The 23,236-nt window shown below is 50.7% G+C and carries 21 protein-coding genes and 1 pseudogene; 15 read left to right on the forward strand and 7 right to left on the reverse strand.

The genetic code is table 11. From position 1 onward, the window contains the following. Positions 1-8: 8 nt before the first annotated feature. A complete protein-coding gene (gene artQ, locus V5J35_RS03590) occupies positions 9-707 on the forward strand; it encodes an arginine ABC transporter permease ArtQ (RefSeq protein ID WP_354009943.1) in 699 nt (232 codons plus the stop codon). Further along, a complete protein-coding gene (gene artM / locus V5J35_RS03595) occupies positions 704-1,384 on the forward strand; it encodes an arginine ABC transporter permease ArtM (protein WP_354009944.1) in 681 nt (226 codons plus the stop codon). The genes artQ and artM overlap by 4 nt, the downstream gene beginning before the upstream one ends. A 45-nt stretch (positions 1,385-1,429) precedes the next feature. Here the strand turns inward: artM and V5J35_RS03600 are convergent, their stop codons facing one another. The 5 genes from V5J35_RS03600 to V5J35_RS03620 all read right to left on the reverse strand — a co-directional run bounded on the left by V5J35_RS03600 (position 1,430) and on the right by V5J35_RS03620 (position 6,812). Next, positions 1,430-1,960 (reverse strand): hypothetical protein, encoded by a 531-nt coding sequence (locus V5J35_RS03600; RefSeq protein WP_354009945.1) that lies wholly within the window; start codon positions 1,958-1,960, stop codon positions 1,430-1,432. A gap of 91 nt (positions 1,961-2,051) precedes the next feature. Then, the gene (locus V5J35_RS03605) at positions 2,052-2,417 is read right to left on the reverse strand and encodes a hypothetical protein (RefSeq protein ID WP_354009946.1); all 366 of its coding nucleotides are present in this window, start codon (positions 2,415-2,417) and stop codon (positions 2,052-2,054) included. Between the two features lie 453 nt (positions 2,418-2,870). Next, positions 2,871-3,437 (reverse strand): hypothetical protein, encoded by a 567-nt coding sequence (locus V5J35_RS03610; protein WP_354009947.1) that lies wholly within the window; start codon positions 3,435-3,437, stop codon positions 2,871-2,873. Between the two features lie 107 nt (positions 3,438-3,544). Then, positions 3,545-4,642 carry an ankyrin repeat domain-containing protein gene (locus tag V5J35_RS03615; protein ID WP_354009948.1) on the reverse strand — a complete coding sequence of 366 codons (1,098 nt, stop codon included), beginning with the start codon at positions 4,640-4,642 and terminating at the stop codon, positions 3,545-3,547. Positions 4,643-4,841: 199 nt separating this feature from the next. Further along, on the reverse strand, positions 4,842-6,812 hold the full coding sequence (locus V5J35_RS03620; RefSeq protein WP_354009949.1) for a DNA topoisomerase III: 1,971 nt from the start codon (positions 6,810-6,812) through the stop codon (positions 4,842-4,844). 101 nt (positions 6,813-6,913) lie between these two features. Between V5J35_RS03620 and dgt the strand changes: the two genes are divergently transcribed. The 6 genes from dgt (at position 6,914) to coaE (ending at position 13,189) form a co-directional block, all read left to right on the forward strand. Next, positions 6,914-8,362, forward strand: a complete 1,449-nt coding sequence (gene dgt, locus V5J35_RS03625; protein WP_354009950.1) for a dGTPase — start codon at positions 6,914-6,916, stop codon at positions 8,360-8,362. 13 nt (positions 8,363-8,375) lie between these two features. Next, positions 8,376-9,191 carry an aldo/keto reductase family protein gene (locus tag V5J35_RS03630; protein WP_354009951.1) on the forward strand — a complete coding sequence of 272 codons (816 nt, stop codon included), beginning with the start codon at positions 8,376-8,378 and terminating at the stop codon, positions 9,189-9,191. Between the two features lie 52 nt (positions 9,192-9,243). Next, the gene (locus V5J35_RS03635; RefSeq protein ID WP_354009952.1) at positions 9,244-10,968 is read left to right on the forward strand and encodes a hypothetical protein; all 1,725 of its coding nucleotides are present in this window, start codon (positions 9,244-9,246) and stop codon (positions 10,966-10,968) included. Between the two features lie 2 nt (positions 10,969-10,970). Beyond that, positions 10,971-11,534: a hypothetical protein gene (locus tag V5J35_RS03640; RefSeq protein ID WP_354009953.1), complete on the forward strand. Its 564-nt coding sequence runs from the start codon at positions 10,971-10,973 to the stop codon at positions 11,532-11,534. A gap of 183 nt (positions 11,535-11,717) precedes the next feature. Continuing rightward, positions 11,718-12,590 (forward strand): prepilin peptidase, encoded by an 873-nt coding sequence (locus tag V5J35_RS03645; RefSeq protein ID WP_354009954.1) that lies wholly within the window; start codon positions 11,718-11,720, stop codon positions 12,588-12,590. Continuing rightward, on the forward strand, positions 12,590-13,189 hold the full coding sequence (gene coaE / locus V5J35_RS03650; protein ID WP_354009955.1) for a dephospho-CoA kinase: 600 nt from the start codon (positions 12,590-12,592) through the stop codon (positions 13,187-13,189). The genes V5J35_RS03645 and coaE overlap by 1 nt, the downstream gene beginning before the upstream one ends. 5 nt (positions 13,190-13,194) lie before the next feature. Here coaE and V5J35_RS03655 read toward each other — a convergent pair. After that, positions 13,195-14,840, reverse strand: a pseudogene (locus V5J35_RS03655) (NAD+ synthase). A 137-nt stretch (positions 14,841-14,977) separates the two neighbouring features. After that, on the reverse strand, positions 14,978-17,062 hold the full coding sequence (locus V5J35_RS03660; protein WP_354009957.1) for an EAL domain-containing response regulator: 2,085 nt from the start codon (positions 17,060-17,062) through the stop codon (positions 14,978-14,980). A 100-nt stretch (positions 17,063-17,162) separates the two neighbouring features. Between V5J35_RS03660 and V5J35_RS03665 the strand changes: the two genes are divergently transcribed. The 7 genes from V5J35_RS03665 to V5J35_RS03695 all read left to right on the forward strand — a co-directional run bounded on the left by V5J35_RS03665 (position 17,163) and on the right by V5J35_RS03695 (position 23,232). Then, positions 17,163-17,600, forward strand: a complete 438-nt coding sequence (locus V5J35_RS03665; protein WP_354009958.1) for a type IV pilin protein — start codon at positions 17,163-17,165, stop codon at positions 17,598-17,600. 153 nt (positions 17,601-17,753) lie between these two features. Beyond that, positions 17,754-18,302, forward strand: coding sequence for a GspH/FimT family pseudopilin (locus V5J35_RS03670; protein WP_354009959.1), 549 nt, complete (start codon positions 17,754-17,756; stop codon positions 18,300-18,302). Next, positions 18,299-18,817 (forward strand): type IV pilus modification protein PilV, encoded by a 519-nt coding sequence (pilV, locus tag V5J35_RS03675; RefSeq protein WP_354009960.1) that lies wholly within the window; start codon positions 18,299-18,301, stop codon positions 18,815-18,817. Before V5J35_RS03670 ends, pilV begins: the two co-directional genes overlap by 4 nt. A 5-nt stretch (positions 18,818-18,822) precedes the next feature. After that, on the forward strand, positions 18,823-19,599 hold the full coding sequence (locus V5J35_RS03680) for a PilW family protein (protein WP_354009961.1): 777 nt from the start codon (positions 18,823-18,825) through the stop codon (positions 19,597-19,599). A gap of 1 nt (position 19,600) precedes the next feature. Continuing rightward, complete coding sequence (locus V5J35_RS03685) at positions 19,601-19,741, forward strand: hypothetical protein (protein WP_354009962.1); 141 nt, start codon at positions 19,601-19,603, stop codon at positions 19,739-19,741. A 369-nt stretch (positions 19,742-20,110) separates the two neighbouring features. Beyond that, complete coding sequence (locus tag V5J35_RS03690) at positions 20,111-23,056, forward strand: pilus assembly protein (RefSeq protein ID WP_354009963.1); 2,946 nt, start codon at positions 20,111-20,113, stop codon at positions 23,054-23,056. Beyond that, complete coding sequence (locus V5J35_RS03695; protein ID WP_354009964.1) at positions 23,053-23,232, forward strand: type IV pilin protein; 180 nt, start codon at positions 23,053-23,055, stop codon at positions 23,230-23,232. The genes V5J35_RS03690 and V5J35_RS03695 overlap by 4 nt, the downstream gene beginning before the upstream one ends. The last annotated feature ends 4 nt before the right edge of the window (positions 23,233-23,236 follow it).

Consider the following 23,236-nt stretch of genomic DNA (forward strand, 5'->3'; position numbering starts at 1 on the left):
CAAAACTCATGGATGCATCTCCCCTCACCGACGCGTTTACGCGCTACTCCGGGCTGTTTCTTGATGCAACACTGATGACTCTGGGGCTGGCTCTGTCAGCCCTGGGGGTCGGCCTGATTCTGGCTATGGTGTTTGCCCTGGGAGAACTGTCCCGTTTTCGCCCCCTGGCCTGGCTAACGACATCTGTCGTTACCATTCTGCGGGGTCTGCCAGAACTGCTAATTATTTTCTTTGTCTATTTTGGTTTCACACACGCGTTCTTTCTACTGACCGATCAGTTCATTGAGCTGAGTCCGTTCACCGCAGGCACCATTGCCCTGTCGTTAATCTACTCAGCCTATGCCAGCCAGATTCTAAGGGGGGCCTTGCTGTCCGTCGTGAGAGGACAGAAGGAAGCCGCCAGGGCTCTGGGGATTAACCCTCGCCGGGCTTTCTTTCGCATTGTACTCCCCCAGGCATGGCGCCATGCCCTGCCCGGACTGGGCAACCAGTGGCTGGTGCTGCTGAAGGATACGGCACTGGTCGCTTTGATTGGTATTAACGATATCCTGCGACAGGCACAGCTGATATCGGTTCAGACTTATGAGCCCTTTACCTGGTACTGCATTGCCGCACTGATTTACCTGGTCATCACTCTGCTCAGCCAGAACCTGTTAAATCGCATGAAACAACACTCCAGCCGCTATGTCCGGGAGGTAAAAGCATGAGTATGGACACCGCGCTCTCTTATCTGCCTGAGCTGCTGAAAGGGTTGGGAACCACTCTGGAGCTGACCTTTGCCAGTCTGCTGCTCGGCTGCACACTGGCACTGCTGTTTACTCTGGTGCTGTCGCTGCGAATCAAAGTGCTGAACTCACTGGTCAGACTGCAAATACTGTTATTTACCGGTACGCCACTGCTGGTACAGATTTTTTTAATCTACTACGGCCCAGCACAGTTCGACCTGTTTAAAGAGAGCCGCCTCTGGCCATTGCTGAGCGAACCGTGGTTTTGCGCCATGTTGGCTCTGGCACTGAACAGTGCCGCCTACTCTACCCAGTTATTTAAAGGAGCCATTGATAACGTTGCTCCGGGTGAGTGGGAGGCCTGCTATGCCCTGGGCATGACCAAAGGGCAGGCGCTGGGCAAAGTGATTCTGCCCCATGCGGTTCGTCGTGCGCTGCCGGCTTATGGCAATGAGATGATTCTGATTATGAAAGGATCTTCACTGGCCAGTACCATCACCCTGATGGATCTGATGGGGTATGCCTCGCGACTGAATGCACGAACTTACGACACACTGACTGTATTTACGATGGCAGGTATTATCTATCTGGTACTGACCGGCATTATGACTTTATGTGTACGTTTGCTGGAAAGAAAAGCTTTGGCGTTCTCTCGATAAAAACAGCGTTTTAATAAAACCCTGATGCAGGAGAGCGGGTTGGAATCATACAACTACGTACTCCTGCAACAACCGTGCTATCTCAGCTTCATCCTCTTCGGTAAGATGACCCTTTTTTGGTATGACATGATAAAAATCAACTTCAGCCGCATCAAACAGTGGAGTATAAACGGGCTTTGCAAACTGAGTTCCGAACTGATTGATTGCCAAAAAACTATTTTCCTTGTGACGATCTCGCTTAATAGGGTAAGCATGATGAGTTGCATATTCTGTCGCTATAGCCAGCTCGACTTGCAGCGTAATTAATTGCCCGATTAAGGAATTACCCACAGGGCTGACAAAAATACAGTCAGCACCTGCTTCCGGAATTACTGAGTTCATAGTGCAGGAAAGGCTGATGAAGCGTCGATATTTTTTGATCAATTCGTTTGTAATATTGTCATGCCTCCAATTCATTCGCAGCTCGATCAGTATCGCAATGATGGAGTTGTGAACACAGTTTTTAAAGATTTGATGTGGAACGGGCGGAAGCATTGGAGAATCTAACGTTATTGAACAGGGAATAAGCCAGCTCATTAGCCAATGAAGCTTAAGACTCATTTCCCACAGCATCAAGCCAGAATTAACTTTTTACGGGAAACCTGTTAACAGGTTTCCCAACTCTGGCTCAGAGTTCCGGCAACTGCACAGGCTCAGGTATTTCTGAATCTTCTGGCAGCTGTACAGGTTCTGCCGGCTCATTTTTCTGGCAGGCCCAACCCCATTCTTCCTGCTGCTTCATAAAGTTCTCTGCTTTTTCTTCACAGAAGCCAATGGTATAGCTCGCATTCCAGAGGGGCTCTTCACTCTCGACACTGCCTTTTTTGGTGTAACGAACCTCACAGGGAACAGGAGACTCCCTTTGCAGATAAATCACGTCAATGATACGGGTATCACCACCGTGAAGGCAGGTGTAGGAGTAGCTGTCTCCGGCAGTGGCCAGTGCAGAGTAACAGCTTAAACCAATAGCAAGAGCAGTAGCAGCGTGTTTCATTCAGTCAACCTTATAAAAATGCAGGTGTAATGTACCATAGTACAGACCGCAAATTCATTGACTTACATGCGCCATAGCTCTAACTACCTTTTAGCTGGCGAGTACTTGCCTGTTGTTTTCGATTCAAAGCCCTCACTGCCTCTGAGGGTTCTCATACATCTTTTTGCTTATGCTGTAAAAAAAACAAACATTCGTAGATAACCAGTAATTGGCAATCAGGGCTTTTTCAATATAGAAATGTAATTTTTGATACTCTTTGCCTAAAGGACCACCGTCCCTCTCTGTTCTCTTTTTCGACAGAAAGTCGTAAAAACTATCACCGCCGCCATGTGATTCATAACTTCTGATCACTTCATTCAGGATCGGATTACGTTGGAGTACATGTGGATTCTTTTTTAAATACAGAATGATATTCCGGCCTAATATCTCTCTCTTTGTTGCAGTGTGACTATACTAAAACTCCTTCCTCTCTTCGGTAAACTGTTGAAAGTTTTTTTCAACATCAACTTCCATTCCCCTACCGAACCCTTCAAACGTTCTCTCAAGATCGGCCAGCTTTTCCGGGGGTATTGGATTTATTGCCAAAAGGTTACTTATATAACCCGCCATTCCATCGTCTTCATGATCTTTTTGAAGTTGTTTTGATGTCAAAAATTTATGAATGTCGGTAAACCCTGCGTTCTGATAATTTCTATAATCTGCGCAATAAGCATGCTTGAGCCAGTCAAAGTGAATGTCAGACAAATTAAAGTATGGGCCAAAGCAAGCCCAGTAAAAGTCATCAGAAAAAACATCTTTTTGATATTTTACCTTTAAGAAACGCAGGTAGGCTGTTAACAGCTCAAGCGTCCAACCGGAAGACCTTACAGGAGGCTCCTCAGTGCCACTGATGGGCAGCAGTCTGCTCGCAGTTTCCGGAGTGCTACCATAGCTGGGTTCGTCACCCCCGCTGTTGGCAGGTATGGTGGTGTGCCTATCGGCAATGAATGTCCCTGCGGGTGGAGTACCAGCAGTCGACATGTAATTCCTCCCCTGCCCCTGGGCTGGGTCTGAGGCGGCTCCCCCGACTGCTGTATTTGTACGAGTATTGATATCTTCCTTTCAACCTGCCTGACAACAGAAATATCTCAGTCTTCTCTCAGGCACTCTTTTAAAGGCTCTGGTAAAGGCAAGTCATCTATCTTGTTTCGTTTTACCAACTTGTTAATTTGTTTTTTGGTCGCTTCCTGAAGAGGCATTTCTTTTTCATGAAGAAGAAACCAATTCGGGGCTTTGGAACGGGTCTCCGAATCGACCAGAGCACCGGCATCGAGTAAAAGCCTGGCTACCCCAAGCTCCCCATTGCTAACCGCAGCCCGAATAGGGGAGTATGATTTTTCGACTGAAGTGTTGATGTGGGCATTACCGTTTACATCCGCCCCCTTATCCAGAAGGAGTTTGACAACATCAAAATAGCCACCGGCTGCTGCCTGGCAGATGGGGGTCAGCCCTCCGTGAGCCCTGGCGTTCACATCCGCCCCCCGATCCAGAAGAAGTCTGACAACATCGAGATGCCCATAGATTGCGGCTTGCCAGATGGGGGTCTCAAATCCCGTACTGGTGCTGGTACCATTCGCATCCATACCGTGACTCAATAAATCGGCAACCGCTTCAACGTCTCCCTTTGCGGCTGCTTTGCAGAGGGCAGTACTATCACCCGTCTCTATACCGTGATCCAGAAGAAGCTTGACGACTGCCTGGTGGCCGCGGTTCGCCGCTATGGCAATAGGAGCATATTCTTTCCCCATATCCAGGCCATAGTGATTACCGGTCACATCGGCACCTCGTTCTAAAAGGAGCCTGACAACCTCGGCATTTCCAGCAAAAGAGGCTACACCAATGGGGGTAAACAGTCCTGACTCGTGGGGGGCACCGTTAATATTCACTCCCCGGTCAAGATTAAACCTTACAGCTTCAAGATTTCCTTCACTACACGCATTGAAAAGTGACGGAACCCTTGTCCACCCTAGCTTCCAGAACAAATCATTACAGGCACTATTTATTTTACGTGCTGCCAAAGTACAACCGTAGGCACCCAGTGCTACAAGCGCAACACTACAAGCTGTGGTAACAGTGTCGGTTTTGGAAACCGCCATCGAATTCCATAAACCTGTATTGTTGTTGTCATCTCTGACATCGTTACCCGCATAGACGAAACCAGCTGCATTGATTGCACTTGATATCATAATTACCTCCATGGCCCGTTTAACCTTTGCCCTGCATTGACACAGCAATGTATAGAAAAAGATCAATAAAAGGCATAACAAAGAAGTTAGTTATTCTGACGTCCTCCTGTAATACAAATCCGGTGAGGGTTCAAAAGAATTGATAGTGTTCCCGGTAGTCAACAGGCTTTCAAAAAGCCTGGAATAAAGGCGAAAAAAGTCACGCACTTACTTTTTTTTTATAATTTCTACGGCGTGAGACGTTTTTACGCGAATATGACTTCTTCCGGTAAGAAGCTTCACCCCGGGGAAGCTGGCTGAAATCAGCTCCTCCTTCACTCAGCGCCAGCGTCAGCAAACTGCGCAGTTTACCGTCCAGACTGTCCATAAATCCGGCATAGGATCCTTTCCGTTCAACAATATCATTGAGTGCTGATTCCCATTGTGCCGTCATATCCGGTTGACCAACCGCATCGGGCAATGCCCTGATTAATGCCTTGCCGGTTGCCGTTGCATGAATCTCTTTACCCTGCCTTGTAAGGAACTGCCGATTGAAAAGCAGCTCAATAATACCCGCCCGCGTCGCCTCGGTCCCCAGACCATCGGTTTCCTTGAGAATCTTGCGAATCTCCGGGTCTTTTACAAAGCGCGCGATGCCCGTCATGGCGGACAATAAGGTGGCATCCGTAAACGCTTTGGGTGGCTGAGTCATTTTGTCTTTAATCTCAGCATCAATGCACTGCACCGAATCGCCTTTGCTCAGGTCCGGCAAAAATTCATTGGCTGCCTCGCGTTCATCGCCCGAATGGTCAGGAGCCTGCTCTTTACCCTTTCTGGCAAAAAGCACCTTCCAGCCATCCTGAATCGTCTGTCGGCTTTTCGCCACAAACAGTCCACCTTCAATCAGGATTTCAAGCCTTCGGGAAGTAAAACGATGGTCGTCGTAAAACTGGGCAACGTATTGCCGGGCGATCAGACTGTAAAGCTGCCGCTGTCGTGCATCCAGCTTAAACAGGTCCGTTCTTCGCGAGGTGGGAATAATGGCGTGATGAGCGCCCACTTTTTTGTCATTCCAGGCTTTGCTTTTTCGTTCAGGCAGCGCCTGATCCACAGCTTTGCTGAGTGATTCATCATTGCTGCGAATCGCTGCCAGCACTTCCGGCGATTCCTGCCAGTGCTCAACCGGCAGATAGCGGCAATCGGAACGGGGATAGGTCACCAGCTTTTTTTCATACAGCTTCTGACAGACATCAAGGGTTTCCTTCGCATTCATCTTCAGCTGTTTAGCCGCGTCAATCTGCAAAGACGACAAGGAATAAGGCAAAGGGGGCGACTCTTTACCCTGTTTATTCATGGCTTTACTGATTTCACCGGACTTGCCTTTTATACGTCCGGCAACATTTTCAGCCAGTCGCCGGTCCAGAACCCGACCGTCTTCATCCATCCACCGCTGACAGGCTTCACTGGGCTGCCACTTGGCACGAAACTGAACATTGTCTTCTGAGTTCAGTACGGCAAACACATCGTAAAAGGGTTTGGCAACAAAGTTTTCCCGTTCTTCGTCCCGCTGAACCACCAGCCCCAGTACCGGGGTCTGCACCCGTCCGATGGACAGCAAACCGTTATAACCGGATTTTCTGCCCAATACCGTATAGGCACGGGTCAGATTAATCCCGTAAAGCCAGTCGGCGCGGGAGCGAGCCAGCGCCGACACGGACAGAGGCACAAAGTTGCTGTTATCCTGCAAACGCTGCAGGGCTTTCTTAACCGCCGAACCATTCAGGTCATTCACCAGCAGACGCCGCACCTGTTTTTTGCGGGTTGCAGACAGCTTCAGGTAATCCAGCACCTCATCCACCAGCAATTGCCCTTCACGGTCGGGGTCGCCTGCGTGGACTATAGTATCAGCGGTTTTCAACAGTTTACGAATCACCGACAGCTGTTTGCTGACACCTTTACGGGGCTTGAGTTGCCACTGTTGGGGAACAATGGGCAGGTGTTCCAGTTTCCACTGCTTAAAGGCAGGGTCATACTGATCAGGTTCCGCCTGTTCGAGCAGATGCCCGACGCACCAGGTCACATAATCGCCCTGTGCGGTCTCTATATACCCTTCGTGTTTCTTGTGAGGCTTTGGCAACACATCGGCAATCGCCCGCCCAAGGCTGGGCTTTTCAGCAATAATCAGTCGCATAAAGTCCGTATCGTTCGTTTGAGCGGCTATGATCTCATATTGATCTACTCTCTGTTAACAGACCGTGTTAACAGATCAGCCACCCTGCCGAATTAATCAGCATGAACTACCTTCGTAAACTCACCTGTCAGCGCCCACGGTTAAGCTCTGCCGATGTGCAGCGCGACCTGGTAACTGAAACCGAAAGCAACCGGGGCAGGATCATCCAGTCTGCCGCCATTCGTCGATTACAGCAGAAAACTCAGGTTTATCCACTGGAGTCCAATGCGGCGGTGCGCAGCCGCCTGACTCACTCCCTTGAGGTTCAGCAGACAGGCCGCTTTCTGGCCCTGACCATTCTGGATCGCTGGCAGCAGAGCGGGGAATTAACAACACTCGGACTTGAGGGGCAGGAGCTGGCTTTCACCAACCTGGTCGAAATGGCCTGTCTGTTGCACGATGTGGGCAACCCGCCCTTCGGTCACTTTGGCGAAGCTGCCATCAGCCGCTGGATGGAAGATCATGCTGAGCAGTGTCACGATCAGTCCATGCAGCGGATATCAGAAAAGGACTCTTTGTTCCAGACCACCCTGTTGCCCGACCTGTGTGTATTTGAAGGCAATGCCCAGGGGCTGCGCATTATCCACCATTTGCAGAACCTTAATCTGACCTACTCCCAGATGGCGGCACTGATCAAATATACCCGTCCTCCTTACGAGCCGGCTCCAGCCACAGGGGAACTTTGTTTTTACCGAAAGAAAAAGCCCGGTTTCTATTACTCGGAAGCTACCCTGGTCCGGCAGATGCAGCAGCATCTTCATATTAACGAAGGCTGTCGTTTTCCACTGGTTTACATCATGGAGGCGGCAGACGACATTGCCTACTGCATTGCTGATCTGGAAGATGCCCTGGATAAAGGCATACTGTCGCTGAAAGAGCTGCAATTCTGGCTAAACCAGGTATGGAACGAATTTACGACAGATAACGCTTATTTACCGGACATCATGCAATCCGCAGCCCATCGAGCCGGTACCAACGAACATGAGTTTATTGTGCGTCTGCGAACCCGTCTGGTCAGGGATCTGGTGGACTATGCCGCTAACCGCTATATCAGCAAACACGACGAAGTCTTTGCCGGAAGTCTGGATGAGCCTCTGATTGAAGGGGGCTCGAATCAGCATCTTGCCCTGCAGACACTCAAAACTGTGGCGGTACGTCATGTGTTCACCAGCATGGAAAAGGAAACCCCCGAGCTAAGGGGCTACGCGGCATTGATTGGCCTGCTGGACAAATTCAAACCGCTGTTAACGCTTTCTCCTGATGATTTCCAGCGTATTGTCAAACAGGATGACCACCAGCATTTTATAGAGCAGCGCCTTTACCATCGTCTGTCGCGAAAACATAAAGCCGCTTATTGCCGGGCAGTAGAAACGCTCGCAACCCAACACTTAAGTGAAGTCGATCATCAGGATCTGGAGTGGTATTACCGTACACGTTTGTTAATCGACTATGTGAGCGGTATGACCGATCACTTCGTGGTCGATGAGTTTCAAAGTCTTTCAGCTATCTGACTCAGGACATCCAATGAAAACGACACCCAAGTGGATCTACGGCACAGCCTGGAAAGAGCAGGCTACTAAAGATCTGGTACTCAAAGCACTGGAATCGGGCTTCAGGGCTATTGATACCGCCAACCAGCGCAAGCATTATTTCGAAGCAGCGGTTGGCGACGCCCTGACGGCAGCCAGTATTGACCGACGCGACCTGTTCCTGCAAAGCAAATTCACTTTCCTTCCCGGTCAGGATGACCGCCTGCCCTATAAGCCTGATGCCAGCGTCCGGGAGCAGGTTGAACAATCCTTTGCCAGCTCACTGCAACATCTGAGGACCGATTATCTGGATGCCCTGCTTCTGCATGGCCCAATGTTCAGTGAAGGACTCTGCAACGATGATCTGGAAGCCTGGTCAGCCATGGAGGCGATCTATCATTCAGGCAAAGTTAAGGCGATTGGTGTCAGTAACTTTTCCGCCAGCCAGCTCGAAGACCTTAACCATCACTCAGCCACCCGGCCTGCCTGGGTTCAGAACCGCTGTTTTGCCGTCACTGGCTGGGATCGTGATGTCAGGCAGGTGTGTCAACGTCATGGAATTGGCTATCAGGGGTTCTCGCTTCTGACCGCTAATCCAGCCGTTGGTCAACAACCAGCCTTTCAGGCGATTGTCGCAAAAACAGGGCTGACACCCGCGCAGGTTATTTTTCAGTCTGCAAAGAGGATGAAGATACTGCCTTTGACCGGCACTTCAAGCCCCGGACACATGTACGAAGACCTTGCCTGTATCAGGGTGACATTGACTGAAGATGACGTGACAACCGTCGAGAACATCCTGCTTTCCAAATAATACCTCTCCGTCTTTTCCTATCGTTAATAAAGGGATTTCCTGAGGAAAAGGCATGTCGGAGTTAGGGGGAATACAGCCAAACACCCATGCGCGGGTTCACCTGCGCTCAGATACTACTGCCCAAAAAACCTTCAAAAAAATTGGCAGTGCATTTAATCGTAAGGTTTTCCCACACAAAATACAGAAAAAGCTTCTCCAGCTGCGACAACGTCCCGGGCGTCCAAACAAGCCAATCCATCTTCGTGGAGTAGCTCTGGCGTCACCACAGCGCCAGCTCGCCCCTCCAGCACTTCCTCCCAAAAACAACAGGCCACAGCAGCCTTTTCAGCCCGGACCATCGGGCGAAGGCGCAGCCATCTATAACAACCTGCAATATCGGTCACTGGTTGCCAGAGAGCGGGTCACTGCACAGTTTGAGCATCCTCAACAGGTATCGAAAAACATTATCGATGCGGCCTGGTCTTTTCATCATCAGGGCAAGAACAATACCTGGGGACAAAGCCATGCCCTGCTGGCAAAAGCCGGTCAGCTTGGGCAGGTCGGCAGCAGTATCAACTACCATGACCAGGCACTGGTACAGCCATTGTCCAGACAGGCTGGAGGCCTAGAACAGCAGGGAAGGCAGGTGATTGATAACCTGCAGAAAGGCATCAACCAGATGGATCAGCTGATGCAACAACAGGGGCATTTGATGCATCCCTCAGAACACCAATATCTCTCAGGCATAAAGCAAAGCCTCCACAACGAGCAGAAATTAATGCTTCAGGTGATGGATGACCCCGGCGCGGTATCCGTTTCCGGCTCACTGAATCTGCATCAGGCCATGGAACTGAAACGGCTGGGGTATGACCTGAACCCGACCATTGCAAAACATTTCAGTCCTTTTAGCGATCAGCACCTGATCAGAGGGTCTGACCAGAAGTTTGGCTCCGGAGCCATTCATTCTGTGACCAAACTGAAGTTCCAGACTCAGTCCGGCGTGGTAGAGAAAATTTTCAAGGGAGAAGATCCCGTTGATCCCTGCCCCTTTGATTCCATCACCGGATCTGAAAATTACCTCGATAAAAACAAGCCCCGATTTGCTGCCCGTAACTTTGCGGCGGCAAAGTTTGACAACCTGCTGGGTACCGGGCTGATGCCAACGATGGAACTGACGGTTCACGACGGGCAGCTGGGTGTATTAATGGATGTCGCCAAAGGCGTTAAACCCTGGAATCAGCACCCTGATACCTATAACTGGATTCCTGTGGAAGACAACCGCCAGCCTCAACTGGCTGCAAGCATTCAACAACAGCTGAACAGTGCTGAATGGCTGGATGGCATCTGCGCCCAGCAGGACCGACATGCAGGCAACCTGTTTGTGGACCCCGGCTCTGGCAAGGTCACACTGATCGACAATGATATGGGCTTTTATCCGGGACAGCGCGAAGTTCGCACTCCCTCCAGACCCGGCGGATTTCGCCGATTCAGTGGTAGTACCGCAGGTTTGCCTGCGGTAATTGACGCCAGGGTTTACCAGAAGCTGATGTCGATCACCCCGGCACAGATTCATCAGCAGATGGACGGGCTGCTAACCCCGCTGGAAATACAGTCAACAGTCAGTCGTGTGCAGCAGCTTCAGCTTCATGCCCGGCAGCTGGCAAACAATGGCCGGGTGATTGAGAACTGGCAACAGTGGAAGGACCCGGCAACCCGATTGAACGCTGCAAAATTTCAGCATCGCTACGCACCCGACAGTTATCTGTTATCCGTTCAAGGCAAGAGCAGAGGTTTATAGTTATGTTTGAACACGACCCGGCACGCAACTGTTATCAGTCAGCCTGCGCACTGCTGATCAGTGAGGGGCTACCCTGCCCACCGGTTCACCATAAATTTACAGGCAAACTCCAACAGACCCGCTATTCGGCACTGTTTACCACCGAGCCGTCCCTGCCGGACCCCTACCATTTTCAGTTCTATCTGAACCAGCTGCTATCCGGCGAGTGTCCTTCCATGGTCGTCTTTGGGGTATCAGGCCATGGTTTCTCTTCCCGGGCCATGCATTACTACCTGATTGATGAACATATCGCGGTATTGTTTCAGGACGGTTTTCCTGAAACGCCCGAAGGCTGGGTGGAAAAGCAGGCGGTTGATTACGACCTGGCCAGCCAGCTTTTTATTGCCTGTCAGGACGCCGTGCAGGCAAAGCGACTGGCAGCCGATGAAAAGCTGGTGATCTGTCGCTCATTCTTTCAGCCAGGGCAGTGGGGAGTCATTAAACAGTCCGGTGAAAAGGTGAAATGGGAAACAGCCGCTAACCCTCTGGAGGCAGCTACTGAATGGCTGACAGGGAAGAAAATGTGAGCGGTCAGCCCCGCCACCTCCGGGCCTCCAGCGGTGACTGGCTGCCTTCCATTAAACAAACGCTTCGATTAAACTGCTGATCAAACAATTACCAGACTATATGCCTCGCTGGATTAACTCATTCGATAACTCGCTCAATAACTCGTTTAATAACTCGTTTAATAAAAAGGGACTCCCCTTCTGATGCTACTCCTTGAACTTCTGCAAGCTTCACCCGGTTATCTTTTATTCGCCTTAACTGTACTCGGCCTGATTGTTGGCAGTTTTCTGAATGTGGTGATTCTCCGTCTTCCGATCATGATGGAGCGACAGTGGAAGCTTGAATGCCTGGAAGCCCTGCATCCGGACAAAGTACCGGAAAACCCGATGAAATATAACCTGATGATACCGGGTTCAAACTGCATGGCGTGTGGACACAAGATTCGTCCCTGGGAAAATATTCCGGTACTGAGCTACCTGATACTGAAAGGTCAGTGCTCACACTGCAAAACCTCTATATCCATTCGATATCCATTGATTGAAATCATCAGTGCCATTCTGGCGGTGGTGGCCGGAGTAACCTTTGGTGCATCAATCACCACCTTATTTGTCTGCCTTCTGGCGTGGGCATTACTGACTCTGACGGTTATAGACCTGGATACCCAGCTGCTGCCCGACAGCATTACCCTGCCTCTGCTCTGGCTGGGTCTGCTGGTGAACACCCAGCACCTGTTTGTCCCACTGACTGATGCGGTGTTTGGTGCCATGGCAGGCTACCTGTCGTTATGGCTGGTTTATCAGGGTTTCAAGCTGGCCACCGGCAAGGAAGGTATGGGCTATGGCGATTTTAAACTGCTGGCTGCGCTCGGTGCCTGGCTGGGCTGGCAGATGCTGCCCCTGATCATTCTGCTGTCATCCCTGGTGGGAACACTGGTGGGGGTTGGACTGATGGTGTTCAAACAGCACAAACGTGAACAGCCAATCCCTTTTGGTCCTTATCTTGCCGCAGCGGGTTTTATTGCGTTGCTATGGGGTAACACCCTGGTTGAGTCTTATCTGCAAATAATGGGGATGTAATGAGTCTGGTTATAGGTGTTACCGGTGGAATAGGCAGTGGCAAAACGGCAGTGACCGACTACTTTGCCGCACTGGGTATTACTGTTGTCGATGCGGATCTGGCCGCCCGGGTTGTGGTAGAGCCGGGCCAGCCGGCACTGGAAAAAATCGCACAGCGTCATCAGGGTATCCTTCAGGCAGAAGATGGCAGCCTGGATCGTCGTAAACTGCGGGACATTATCTTTGCCAGTGACAGCGAACGAGTCTGGCTGGAACAACTCTTACACCCGTTGATTCGTGAACAGATTATTACCGAGCTCAAAGCGTCTGTGTCGCCTTATTCAATTCTGGCTTCACCATTGATGATAGAAACGAACCAGCACCTTCTGACAGACCGGGTTCTGGTGGTGGATGTGCCGGTTGAACTACAGATTGCCCGTACCATAAGCCGGGACAACATGACGGAAGAACAGACCCGCAGCATTCTGGCTAAGCAGGCGACAAGGGAAGAACGTAGAGAAAAAGCCGATGATATTGTTGATAACAGCCAGTCGCTGGAACAGCTTTACCCGCAACTGGATAAGCTGCACCAGCAGTATTTAAAGCTCGCTAAGCTTTAAATAAATCAGACACCGGGACGCCAGCCATTGGTAATCGGATAGCGACGATCCCGGCCAAACCCCCGTGGGGTTATACGCACACCGACTACCGCCTGACGTCGTTTAAATTCATTAATGTCGATCAGGCGCAGCACCCGGTAGACGGTATCCCGGTCAAAACCTTCATCAATAATCGTTTCAGCACTGCAATCTTCCTCGACATACATTTCAATGATGCGATCCAGATCACTGTAGGGCGGCAGGCTGTCTTCATCCACCTGATCCGGAGCCAGCTCCGCTGAAGGCGGGCGGTCAATTACCCGCTGGGGAATAACATAACCCAGTGAGTTACGGTATTCAGACAGTTCAAACACCAGGGTCTTTGGAACATCTTTCAAAGCGTTGTAGCCACCACACATATCACCGTACAGTGTCGCATAACCCACTGCCATCTCACTCTTGTTACCGGTGGTCAGCACCATGTAGCCTTTTTTGTTGGAAATCGCCATCAGCAGTACACCCCGGCAGCGGGACTGAAGGTTTTCCTCGGTGGTATCTCGACCACTGTCGGCAAACTCACTGCTCAGAGTGTTCATAAAGGCATCGAACATCGGCTCAATGGGCATGATTTTATAGTCAACACCCAGAATGTCCGCTTCTTCCTTTGCATCCTGAAGACTCATTTCTGAGGTGTAGCGGTATGGCATCATCACTGCCTGCACCCGCTCCGCCCCGAGTGCATCAACCGCAATAGCCAGAGTCAGCGCGGAATCGATACCTCCGGATAGTCCCAGCACAATACCTTTAAAACCGTTCTTGTTCACATAGTCACGGACACCGGTGACCAGAGCGCTGTATACCCGTCTGTGCAGATCGGGCAGAGGTGCGCGACCTGTTCTTCTACAAATTGCTCTTCTACAAAATGCCCTTCTACAAAAAGCTTGGTGCCACAGTCAAAACGAACCGGCGTCAGTGTTTCGGTAAAGTAATCGCCACAGGTCATTACCCGACCATCGCCGTTCATTGCAAAGGAGCCACCGTCAAATACCAGCTCGTCCTGACCTCCGAACAGGTTGACATACAACACTGGCAGACCGGTTTCCTGACAACGCTGGCGAATGGTTTCACGGCGAACACTCTGCTTATCCTTGTGGAACGGCGAAGCATTCAGACTCAGGATCAGGTCAGCTCCGGCCTCTCTGGCCTGCATGGCCGGTTCCTGGAACCAGAGGTCCTCACAGATGGTCAGTGCCAGCCGGGTTCCTTTACAGTCAAAGGTGGCCATCTGATGACCCGGAACAAAATAACGCTTCTCATCAAACACCTGATAATTCGGCAGATGCTGCTTGGCATAACGGGCTATCACCTGACCGTCGCGCAGAACAACCGCCTGGTTTTCGAGACCGTGAGCGCCCATACCCGGCACACCAATAACAATATCAATGCCTTTAACGGCGTTCAGTCGATGTAAAGCCTGTTCCGTACGCAGAATCAGGCTGGGACGAAGAAGCAGGTCTTCAGGGGGGTAACCGCACAGGGTTAGTTCCGGAAACACCACCAGATCCGCCTGATGGGTATCCCGTGCCTGTTCAGCGGCGTTAATCACCATAGAGGTATTGCCGTCGATGTCACCAACCTTCAGGTTAATCTGTGCCATCACGATATTGAGCATAGCTGCGGACATTGAAATGCCTAACGTCTGTAATCTTTAATCCAGGGACGCTATTCTCGACGAAGATGAGGGTTCTGTAAAACTGAAGTTAAGGATCAGGGCAGAAAACGGCAAATCGAAGATAAACGGGTGAACAATCACTCTTCAAAGTTGTAATTCATGGTTTCTGCCGGTCCCTGCAGGAAGTCACCCTGAATGAAGTCAACGCCACTGTGCCATAAAGGCGCCATCTCGACAGCACTTTCTACATTGGGAACAATGATCTGCCTGCCACTGTCGGACAACTGCTGAACCATTGCCTTCAGCTCTTCCCCTTTACTTTCGTTGGTCAGGTCCTTGGTAAAAGATACATCCACCTTGACAAAATCGAGATCCAGAGAGGCAATGGTTTCCACCGGGTTAAGGCTGCAGCCAAATTCACTGACCGATGTGCCACAGCCCATATCCCTGACCGCCTTGAAAAAGTCCGGCATCTGCTTACTGAAACGAACCACATTCTGTTCACTCAGCTCCACGACCAGTGCCTGTGGCTTAATTCCAGCCGCCTTTAACGCCACCCCCATCCAGGGTAGAAACTCCTTGTCGTTAATCACGTTACCACCAAGATGGACAAACATTCTGGTTTTCAGCTTGTCCGTGTCATTACTCATCAGGTCTTTACCCGCCTGAATGACCTGCCAGCGGTCCACCTTTCCCCACAAGCTGTTTTTATCAAGCTTGGAACGAAAATTAACGGCATCATGCTGACGACCACGGGCATCCATCATGCGCAACATGACCTCATAATGCCCATATTCAGAACCTTTCAGGCTAATCACCGGCTGGTAAAACAATTTCAGGTTGTCATGCTGCATAGCCTGACTGACCATACCCGCCAGGTGCTTTTCAACCGAACTGACCACATTGATCTTGCGTTTCTGGTAAAAACACAGCTTGCCACCACCCTGCCGGCGCGCTTCTACACAGGCGTGACGCGCCCTGACCAGAAGGGTTTTAGCGTCGCTGTTGGCGTCAGTAAGCTGAATCGAACCCAGACTGAGTTTAACTGGCAGTTCATTCTTGCCAACCGTTACCGGAGTTTCAGACACTTCTTCCAGAAGCTGGTCAGCAACAGCCTGCACCACATTTTTATCCGCAGCCTTGACCAGCGCCATAAACTGCCCTCCCCCCCAGCTCGACGCCTTATGCTCGATAAGACTCAGGCCAAGCCTTTTGGCAACCTCCATCAGCAATGGCTGACTGATCCTTTTCCCACCTTTGGCGTGTACCGCTTTCAATGTGTCCAGAGAGACACAAAGCAGGGAAAACTTTTCCTTCCCTGAAATAACCCGCTGAATGGCAACATCCAGGTGCTCCTGGAACTGTTTTTTGTCGTACAGCCTGGTGTCGCTGTCCGGTTTTGAGACCCTGGCTTCTTCAGTGTCCGCCATAGAGTTCTGTTGTACTTCCTGCAAGCGAACCAGAAGGCTCAGAGTGAAGCGTCCTTCAAAAGAGGTCGGCGTGACCATGGCCCTTACCGGTACTTCGCCCTCTTCGGACATCAGCGAGCACTGAATCGCTGCCAGTGCCTGTCCGCTGTCTTCAATGCTGGCCAGGAATTCATCAACATCGTTCTGGTCTGACGAGGCCACCAGCTCTTTAAACGCATTCCCCTTCAGCGACTCACTCTCATCCCGTCCCAGCAATACATTAAATGCCGGGTTGGCATAGCGAATCGTGCCTTCGCCAACATAAACAATGGCATCAACCTGATCATTCAGAAGGTTTCGGCGCTGTTTCTCTGATTCATTCAACGCCACACTCATGCGGCGGTAATTGCGGCGGGTGTTAAGGTCGGCAATTTCACGTTTTGCGGTGATCAGCAGCAGCTCATCCCCCTGATGGGGAATCACACAGCGAACCCCCTGTTTTATCAGCTCCAGTATTTCTTCATCTTCCAGACGGTCACTGAGAACCACAACCGGAACATCTTGTCCCTGGTGCTCAATTCGTTCAATAACGCTATTGACCGTTATGCCCTCAGGCATATCCTGTTCTGAAATCAGCAACAGGTCCCACTTCTGGCGACCCGATAACGCTTCATCCAGACTGTCCATGGAGACAATATGATGGGCGCGGGTTGAGTGTCCTGCGTCACGGAACACATTGAGAACGGCTTCAGCTTCTTCGGCAAGGGCATCAACAATCAAAAGCCGGGTGATGTCTTTGTTATCCTGCGCCATGGATAAACGGGTCCTGACGGTCTGATTATTTTGAGGGTATTCTTTAAATTTATAGCAAGAGGAAATGCAGACCGCTGATTAACTGACGATAAACAGCTCAATGACGGTCCGAAATAAACAACATGCCTTCAGCTTTATTGAGCTGATTATTACGGTGGCACTGATTGGCATCATCATGGCCATTGCTGTGCCGTCCTATCAACAGTATGTTATTGAAAGTCAACGCTCCGATGCGGCCATAGCACTGACCTCTGCCGCAGCAGAGCAGGAACGTCTGTTCACTTATAACAACGCCTACTCCATGGATATAGACGATCTGGGCGGCAGTCGCTCTCCCGGCGGGCATTACACTCTTGCGGTCACGTCTCCGGAAAGCTCGCCGCCACCGGCCAGTCCCCGGCAATTTACCCTTACCGCCACACCAGCCACTGACAGCATCCAGCAACAGGATAACCACTGCCAGACATTTACCCTCAACCATCTTGGGGTTAAAGCCAGCCTTGACCATCTAGGCAATACTTCAACGGACTGCTGGTAGCTATCTGGTAGCTATATTGCTGTCAAAACCATGACTTCCTCTCACCAGCGCAGAGCCTTTCAATAGCTGTTTTACAATATACAGGCTGATGACTGAACGACCAGTCAGACTGCTAGATTGATAGACAGGTCTGTCAAACCATGGAATGCCAACTTGTCTGTTCAGCGCACCTATAAATCACCCCGGGGCTGCACACCGGCTAAGGGCTTTACCCTTCTTGAAATAATGATCGCCGTGTTACTGATGGGCATTCTGGTTTCCATAACGGCACAAATGGGGTCACTGGTGGAATCTTCCCGATTGGGTTTCTACAGCCAGAGACTTTATGCCAGCGCCAAACTGACCCGAAGCGAAGCCATTAAACGGGGAGAGAGGGTGAGTATCTGCCGGTCGGTCAATGGAACCGATTGCGATGTTTCTGACACCAACTGGTCTGCAGGCTGGATCGTTTTTGTTAACCCAAATGACAACGATACCGTTGATACTGGCGAAGAAGTTATCCGGGTGTTCAATGCCATGGACACCCTTCGTATCACATGGAGCGCAGGTAACAGGCTGACATTTATCCCCCGGGGCTCAGCTGCAACAAACGGTTTCTTCACGGTGTGTACTGATGGCCTCACGGCCACTGCCCAGCAAACCGTGACTGTGACCGCGTCCGGACAGATCAGGAAAGCTTCTGCCACAGGCGACTGCACATGAAACAGTTTATTGAACCCCAGAAAAATACTCGACAACAGGGTTTCGGCCTGATTGAAGTACTGATCAGCCTGCTGATCTTTGCGTTAGGGATTCTTGGCATCGCAGGCATGCAGGGGCAGGCTCTCAGGGTGACTCAGGACAGCCTTCAGCGTTCCCAGGCCGTCTGGCTGGCTTACGATCTTGCTGAGCGCATGTGGGCCAACCCTGAAGGACTGGAAGCCGGTAACCTTTACCAGACGACTGCGACTTCTGCTGCCGTAGCGGGGTACTGTGCAGGCACACCGCCCACTTCCTGCATTGGCTCAACCTGTACCTCAAACCAGATGGTCGAATACGACATTTTCGACCTGATCTGCAACAACCCCGGCATCGTTAACCCGCAACTGGCACTCACCTGCGCAGCAACCCCCTGTATTGACGGAGCGGTGACAATCGATGTTTCCTGGGATGCCAGGGGAGATGTCGGAGGCGTATTTTCAGGTCGGCGGAATCTCTCCATAACCGTGAGGCAATAGCCATTATGCAAAAGAACCGGGGTTTCTCTCTTATTGAAATGATGCTGGTAGTGGCTATGGCACTGGTGGTCAGCACCAGTTTCCTGCAACTGCTGGTAGGCAACAATCAGTCAACCCTTTTCCATGAAAACCTTTCAGCCTCCCAGGAGAATGGCCGCCACAGTCTGTACCTTCTGAGTCGTACAGCGCGGATGGGAGGTTATCGGGGCAGAATTAACCTGGGTACCCTTATTCCCCTGTATCGGGGTTCGTGCAACGGCGCCAGCCCCTGCACTTTTGATGGCGGTGGCACTAACAGTGACCAGGTGGCTATTCAGTACGAGCCGGTTCCCATTGGTACGACCGGTAATGGGGTTGACTGTGCAGGTAACACCGTGCGTATTCCGGAGCTGACCGCTGACGTTTACTTTGTGGCAGACGATCCGGCTAACAATAATGTATCAACACTGTTTTGCCAGGGCTTTAATCCTGCTACTGCCGCTTCTCGCGGCCCCCGGCAAGCCCTGGTGCAGGGCATTGAAAACCTGCAGGTCGTTTATGGCGTATCCAGCACAGGTACGGAAGTCGTGGATCAGTACCAGGCTGCGGGTAGTGTGACCAACTGGGCTAACGTCCGCAATATCCGGTTTGGGGTGCTGGTCAATTCCGGTATTGCCGGAACCGGCTTTGAGACACGAATCCGAACCTTCGATATTCTGGAAAGTGGCACCCTGTCATTCAATGACAATACCCCCCGGTATGTCTATACCACGGTGGCCACCATTGTTAATGCAGGACTTTGATATGGACCAGCCCTCATCATCCGGACGCCCCCCGAAAAAACTAAAACAACAACAGGGCTCCATGCTGAAGGAACTGACCGTTAGCAATGAGCAGCGGAGCCTGCAGGTGCAGAAAGTGGCTTTTGGCAAACTCATTGCATAATTACAAGCCCTGGAATCTACCCCTGACATTTTGAATAACGCCAGAACCAGCGACCAGACCTTAACAGCTATCAGCAACCCTGCCGGATGTACCACGGCAAGGCAGGTTTGCCAGACAGTAACACTCAGTTTTGTTGGTCAGCCCCTCCGGCGGGCTATAGCGTTGGTGACTATATTGGCTTGTCCTACGAACTAAACAGCATTGCCATCCTCAATGAAACCTCCTCACGGTCTGATCAGACCCTTGGGTTTACTTATGTCGTAAGAAAGAGTGCTGACTGAACCCTCTGATTTGGACAATAACTTTCAGAGCCGGGGTGAGCCTGCCGATTCCATACAAATAGTATTGCCCTGAGCAAAGGTAAAAGCCGTGAAAAAGAACATCACAGTCTGGCTGTTTATATTCATTTACTTTTCCGCCCAAGCCGACGACACCACTCTTTTTGTCAGAAGTTTACCAGACGCTGCAAGACCTAACATTTTGATGATCTACGACACTTCCGGTTCCATGTTGATTACAGAAGCATCCACCGGTCAGCAAAGACGTGTCGGAGCCAGTCAGGCTGCCATTAATTTTATCAATTCAGCCCAAAATATTAATTTTGGCCTGATGAGCTTTGCCCCTGTCAGGAATAGTACAAACCTGAATTTTGACGTAGCCGTTCGGGACATAAACCAGATTCGTACTGATGCTGTAACAGCTATCCAGAATTATGTATATGACGCATGGACTCCTCTCTATGAAAGCTATTTTGAAGCTTACCGGTACTTCAGGGGTGAGAATTCCCGCTTCGCTGTCACATTTGGAGCCAATACGCGCGTAGCCGGATCAACCAGTCAATACCGCTCGCCAATTACTCACAGATGTCAGGAAAACATCATTCTACTCATCACCGACGGTTTGCCTTCTGTATACCGAACCGGACTTGACCTGATCAGAAACCTGATCAGCGGCGTTACGTTTCCCACGGGAGAAGGTCTGACTAATAACTGTGACACCAGTGACGATGCCAGTGACAATGAATGGTGTATGGAAGAACTCGGATATTTCATGGATACGACCGATATGAGTTCAACCATAGACGGCACGCAGCATGTATCTACCTTTGTAGTTGCCTGCTACGGCGATGCTGATGAAACGGTCTGGAGAAACACAGCCCGGGTTAGCGGCGGAGAGTACTACTCCGTGGCTAACTCCAATGAACTGGCAGCGGCATTGACCGGGATACTCGAAAGAGTGAATGCAACCGCCAGTATTTTTGCGGCTCCGGCCACTTCACCCAGTGCTTTTAACTCACTACAAACATCCGAAGATGTTTACTACACCATGTTCCGCCCTGCTCGTGGCCCCAACTGGACTGGTAATTTAAAACGCTACAGACTGGGTCAGGACAACCAGATATACGACGTTAACGGCAACCTTGCTATTGATGCGACAACAGGGCAGTTCAGGGCAACCGCACAAAGCTTCTGGAGTAGCAGTGCCGATGGACTTATTGTAGGAGCGGGAGGAGTGGCTGAAGAAATTACTTTAACCCGCGCCCTTTACACGAATACCACCGGGAGTACCGATGTCGACCTGACTGACAGTGACAACATCCTGCATGAAAATACCACCGCCATCACTTCAGCCATGCTGGGTGCCGCTGACGCTACGGAAAGAACTCAGCTTTTACAATGGGGCAGAGGCGTTGATATTGATGACAGTGACGGGGATGGTTCAACCACCGATGTCAGAACTGCCGTTGGAGATGCACTGCATACCCAACCCAGAGACATTACTTATTATGCCGACAGCACCGGAAGCGTCGTCGATAAAACCGTCTTTTTTACCACCAACGACGGTTTTTTACATGCCATTGATGCCGATGATGGCACTACTGAATTTGCCTTTATTCCAGAAGAGCTTCTGTCTAACCTGAAATTTTACCGGGATGGTTTCGTCTCTGGCGGTACACTGAAAGTCTATGGAATGGACGGCCCCATGACTGTCTGGCACAACGATGCTAACAACGATGGCGACGTATTGCAGGCCGACAATGGTTCAGCTGATGCCAACGAGCATATTTATCTCTATCTCACCATGCGCCGGGGTGGTAATAATATTTATGCTCTGGATGTCACGGACCGCAGCAATCCTGAGCTTAAGTGGGTTATTGAAGGCGATCTGGATAACGATCATCAGCGTGATACCAGAACGGCCAACCCCAACTTTAATGAGCTGGGGCAAACCTGGTCCGCCCCCCTGCTGGCAAGAGTAAACTGGAACGGGGCAGAACGGCAGGTTCTGTTGTTTGGCGGAGGCTACGATGCCGATACAGACGCACAGACCACTATCGCATCGAACAGTGACATTGGTAATGCTATTTACATGGTCGATGCAGAAACCGGAGCTAAGCTCTGGTCAGCTTCATCCCAGAGCTACTCGAATCTTACCCTGAGTACGATGGACTTTGGAATTGCCGCCGACCTGACACTGGTCGATATTGATCAGGATGGCCTTATCGACTTTTTCTTCGCGGCAGACACCGGCGGTCAGTTGTTCCGGTTTGATATTGATCCGGCCAATTCCGGGGCAAGCAATTTTGCAACCGGCGGCAAGATCGCCCAGATTTCCACATCGACAGCTGCAAACACCCGCCGCTTCTTTGAAGCACCTGTCGTATCCATTGGCAGAAACAGCGAGTACCTGAATATCGCTGTAGGCACTGGCCTGAGGCACTCCCCGCTTGATACAACGGTGAATGACCGCATGTACGTTATCCGGGACCCGAATGTTTTCGAAACACCTGCTAACTATAACTATGCCACACGCGGAGGCAGCTCCACCTTTATTGATGAGTCCAATCTCTATGATGCCACCAGCAACCTGATACAGCAGGGTACCACTGCAGAACAGCAAACAGCATTAACCACTCTGGATAGCAGTAATGGCTGGTATCTGCGCATGGAAAGCAGTGGTGAAAAAATACTGGGTCAGGCCACTATTTTTAACGGCATTCTGTTATTCAACAGTTTCACACCAGTAGCAACCTTCTCAAGCAACTGTATACCGCAGGCTGGCACGAACCATTTTTACTCGGTCAACATTGAAAATGCCGGCTCGGTTTTCAATCAGGACACCAGCGTTGCTGCCCTCAATAAAAGTGATCGCCGGGTGGCAACGCTCAACAGCGCCATTGCACCAACCCCTTCAATTGTTAACCGGGGCAATCAGGGATCTGAAGTCTGTGTCGGAACCCAGTGCTTTCAAAACCTGCTCAGGAGTGTCAGATCCGTCCCCATGCACAGAAACTTCTGGAGAGAAAACCGATGAAACAACCCGGAGGCTTTACGCTTATAGAAATACTGATTGCAGTCATCATTGTCAGTACATTAATCGCCATTGCCGTGCGCTCTTATACCGATTATGTTAACCGCGCTCGCCGGAGTGACGTTCTGACACTCCTGCTGCAGATTATGCAGCAGCAGGAACGGTCGCCAATATCGTGAATGC

It is taken from the genome of Endozoicomonas sp. NE40 (assembly GCF_040549045.1).
GTDB classification, from domain to species: domain Bacteria; phylum Pseudomonadota; class Gammaproteobacteria; order Pseudomonadales; family Endozoicomonadaceae; genus Endozoicomonas_A; species Endozoicomonas_A lisbonensis.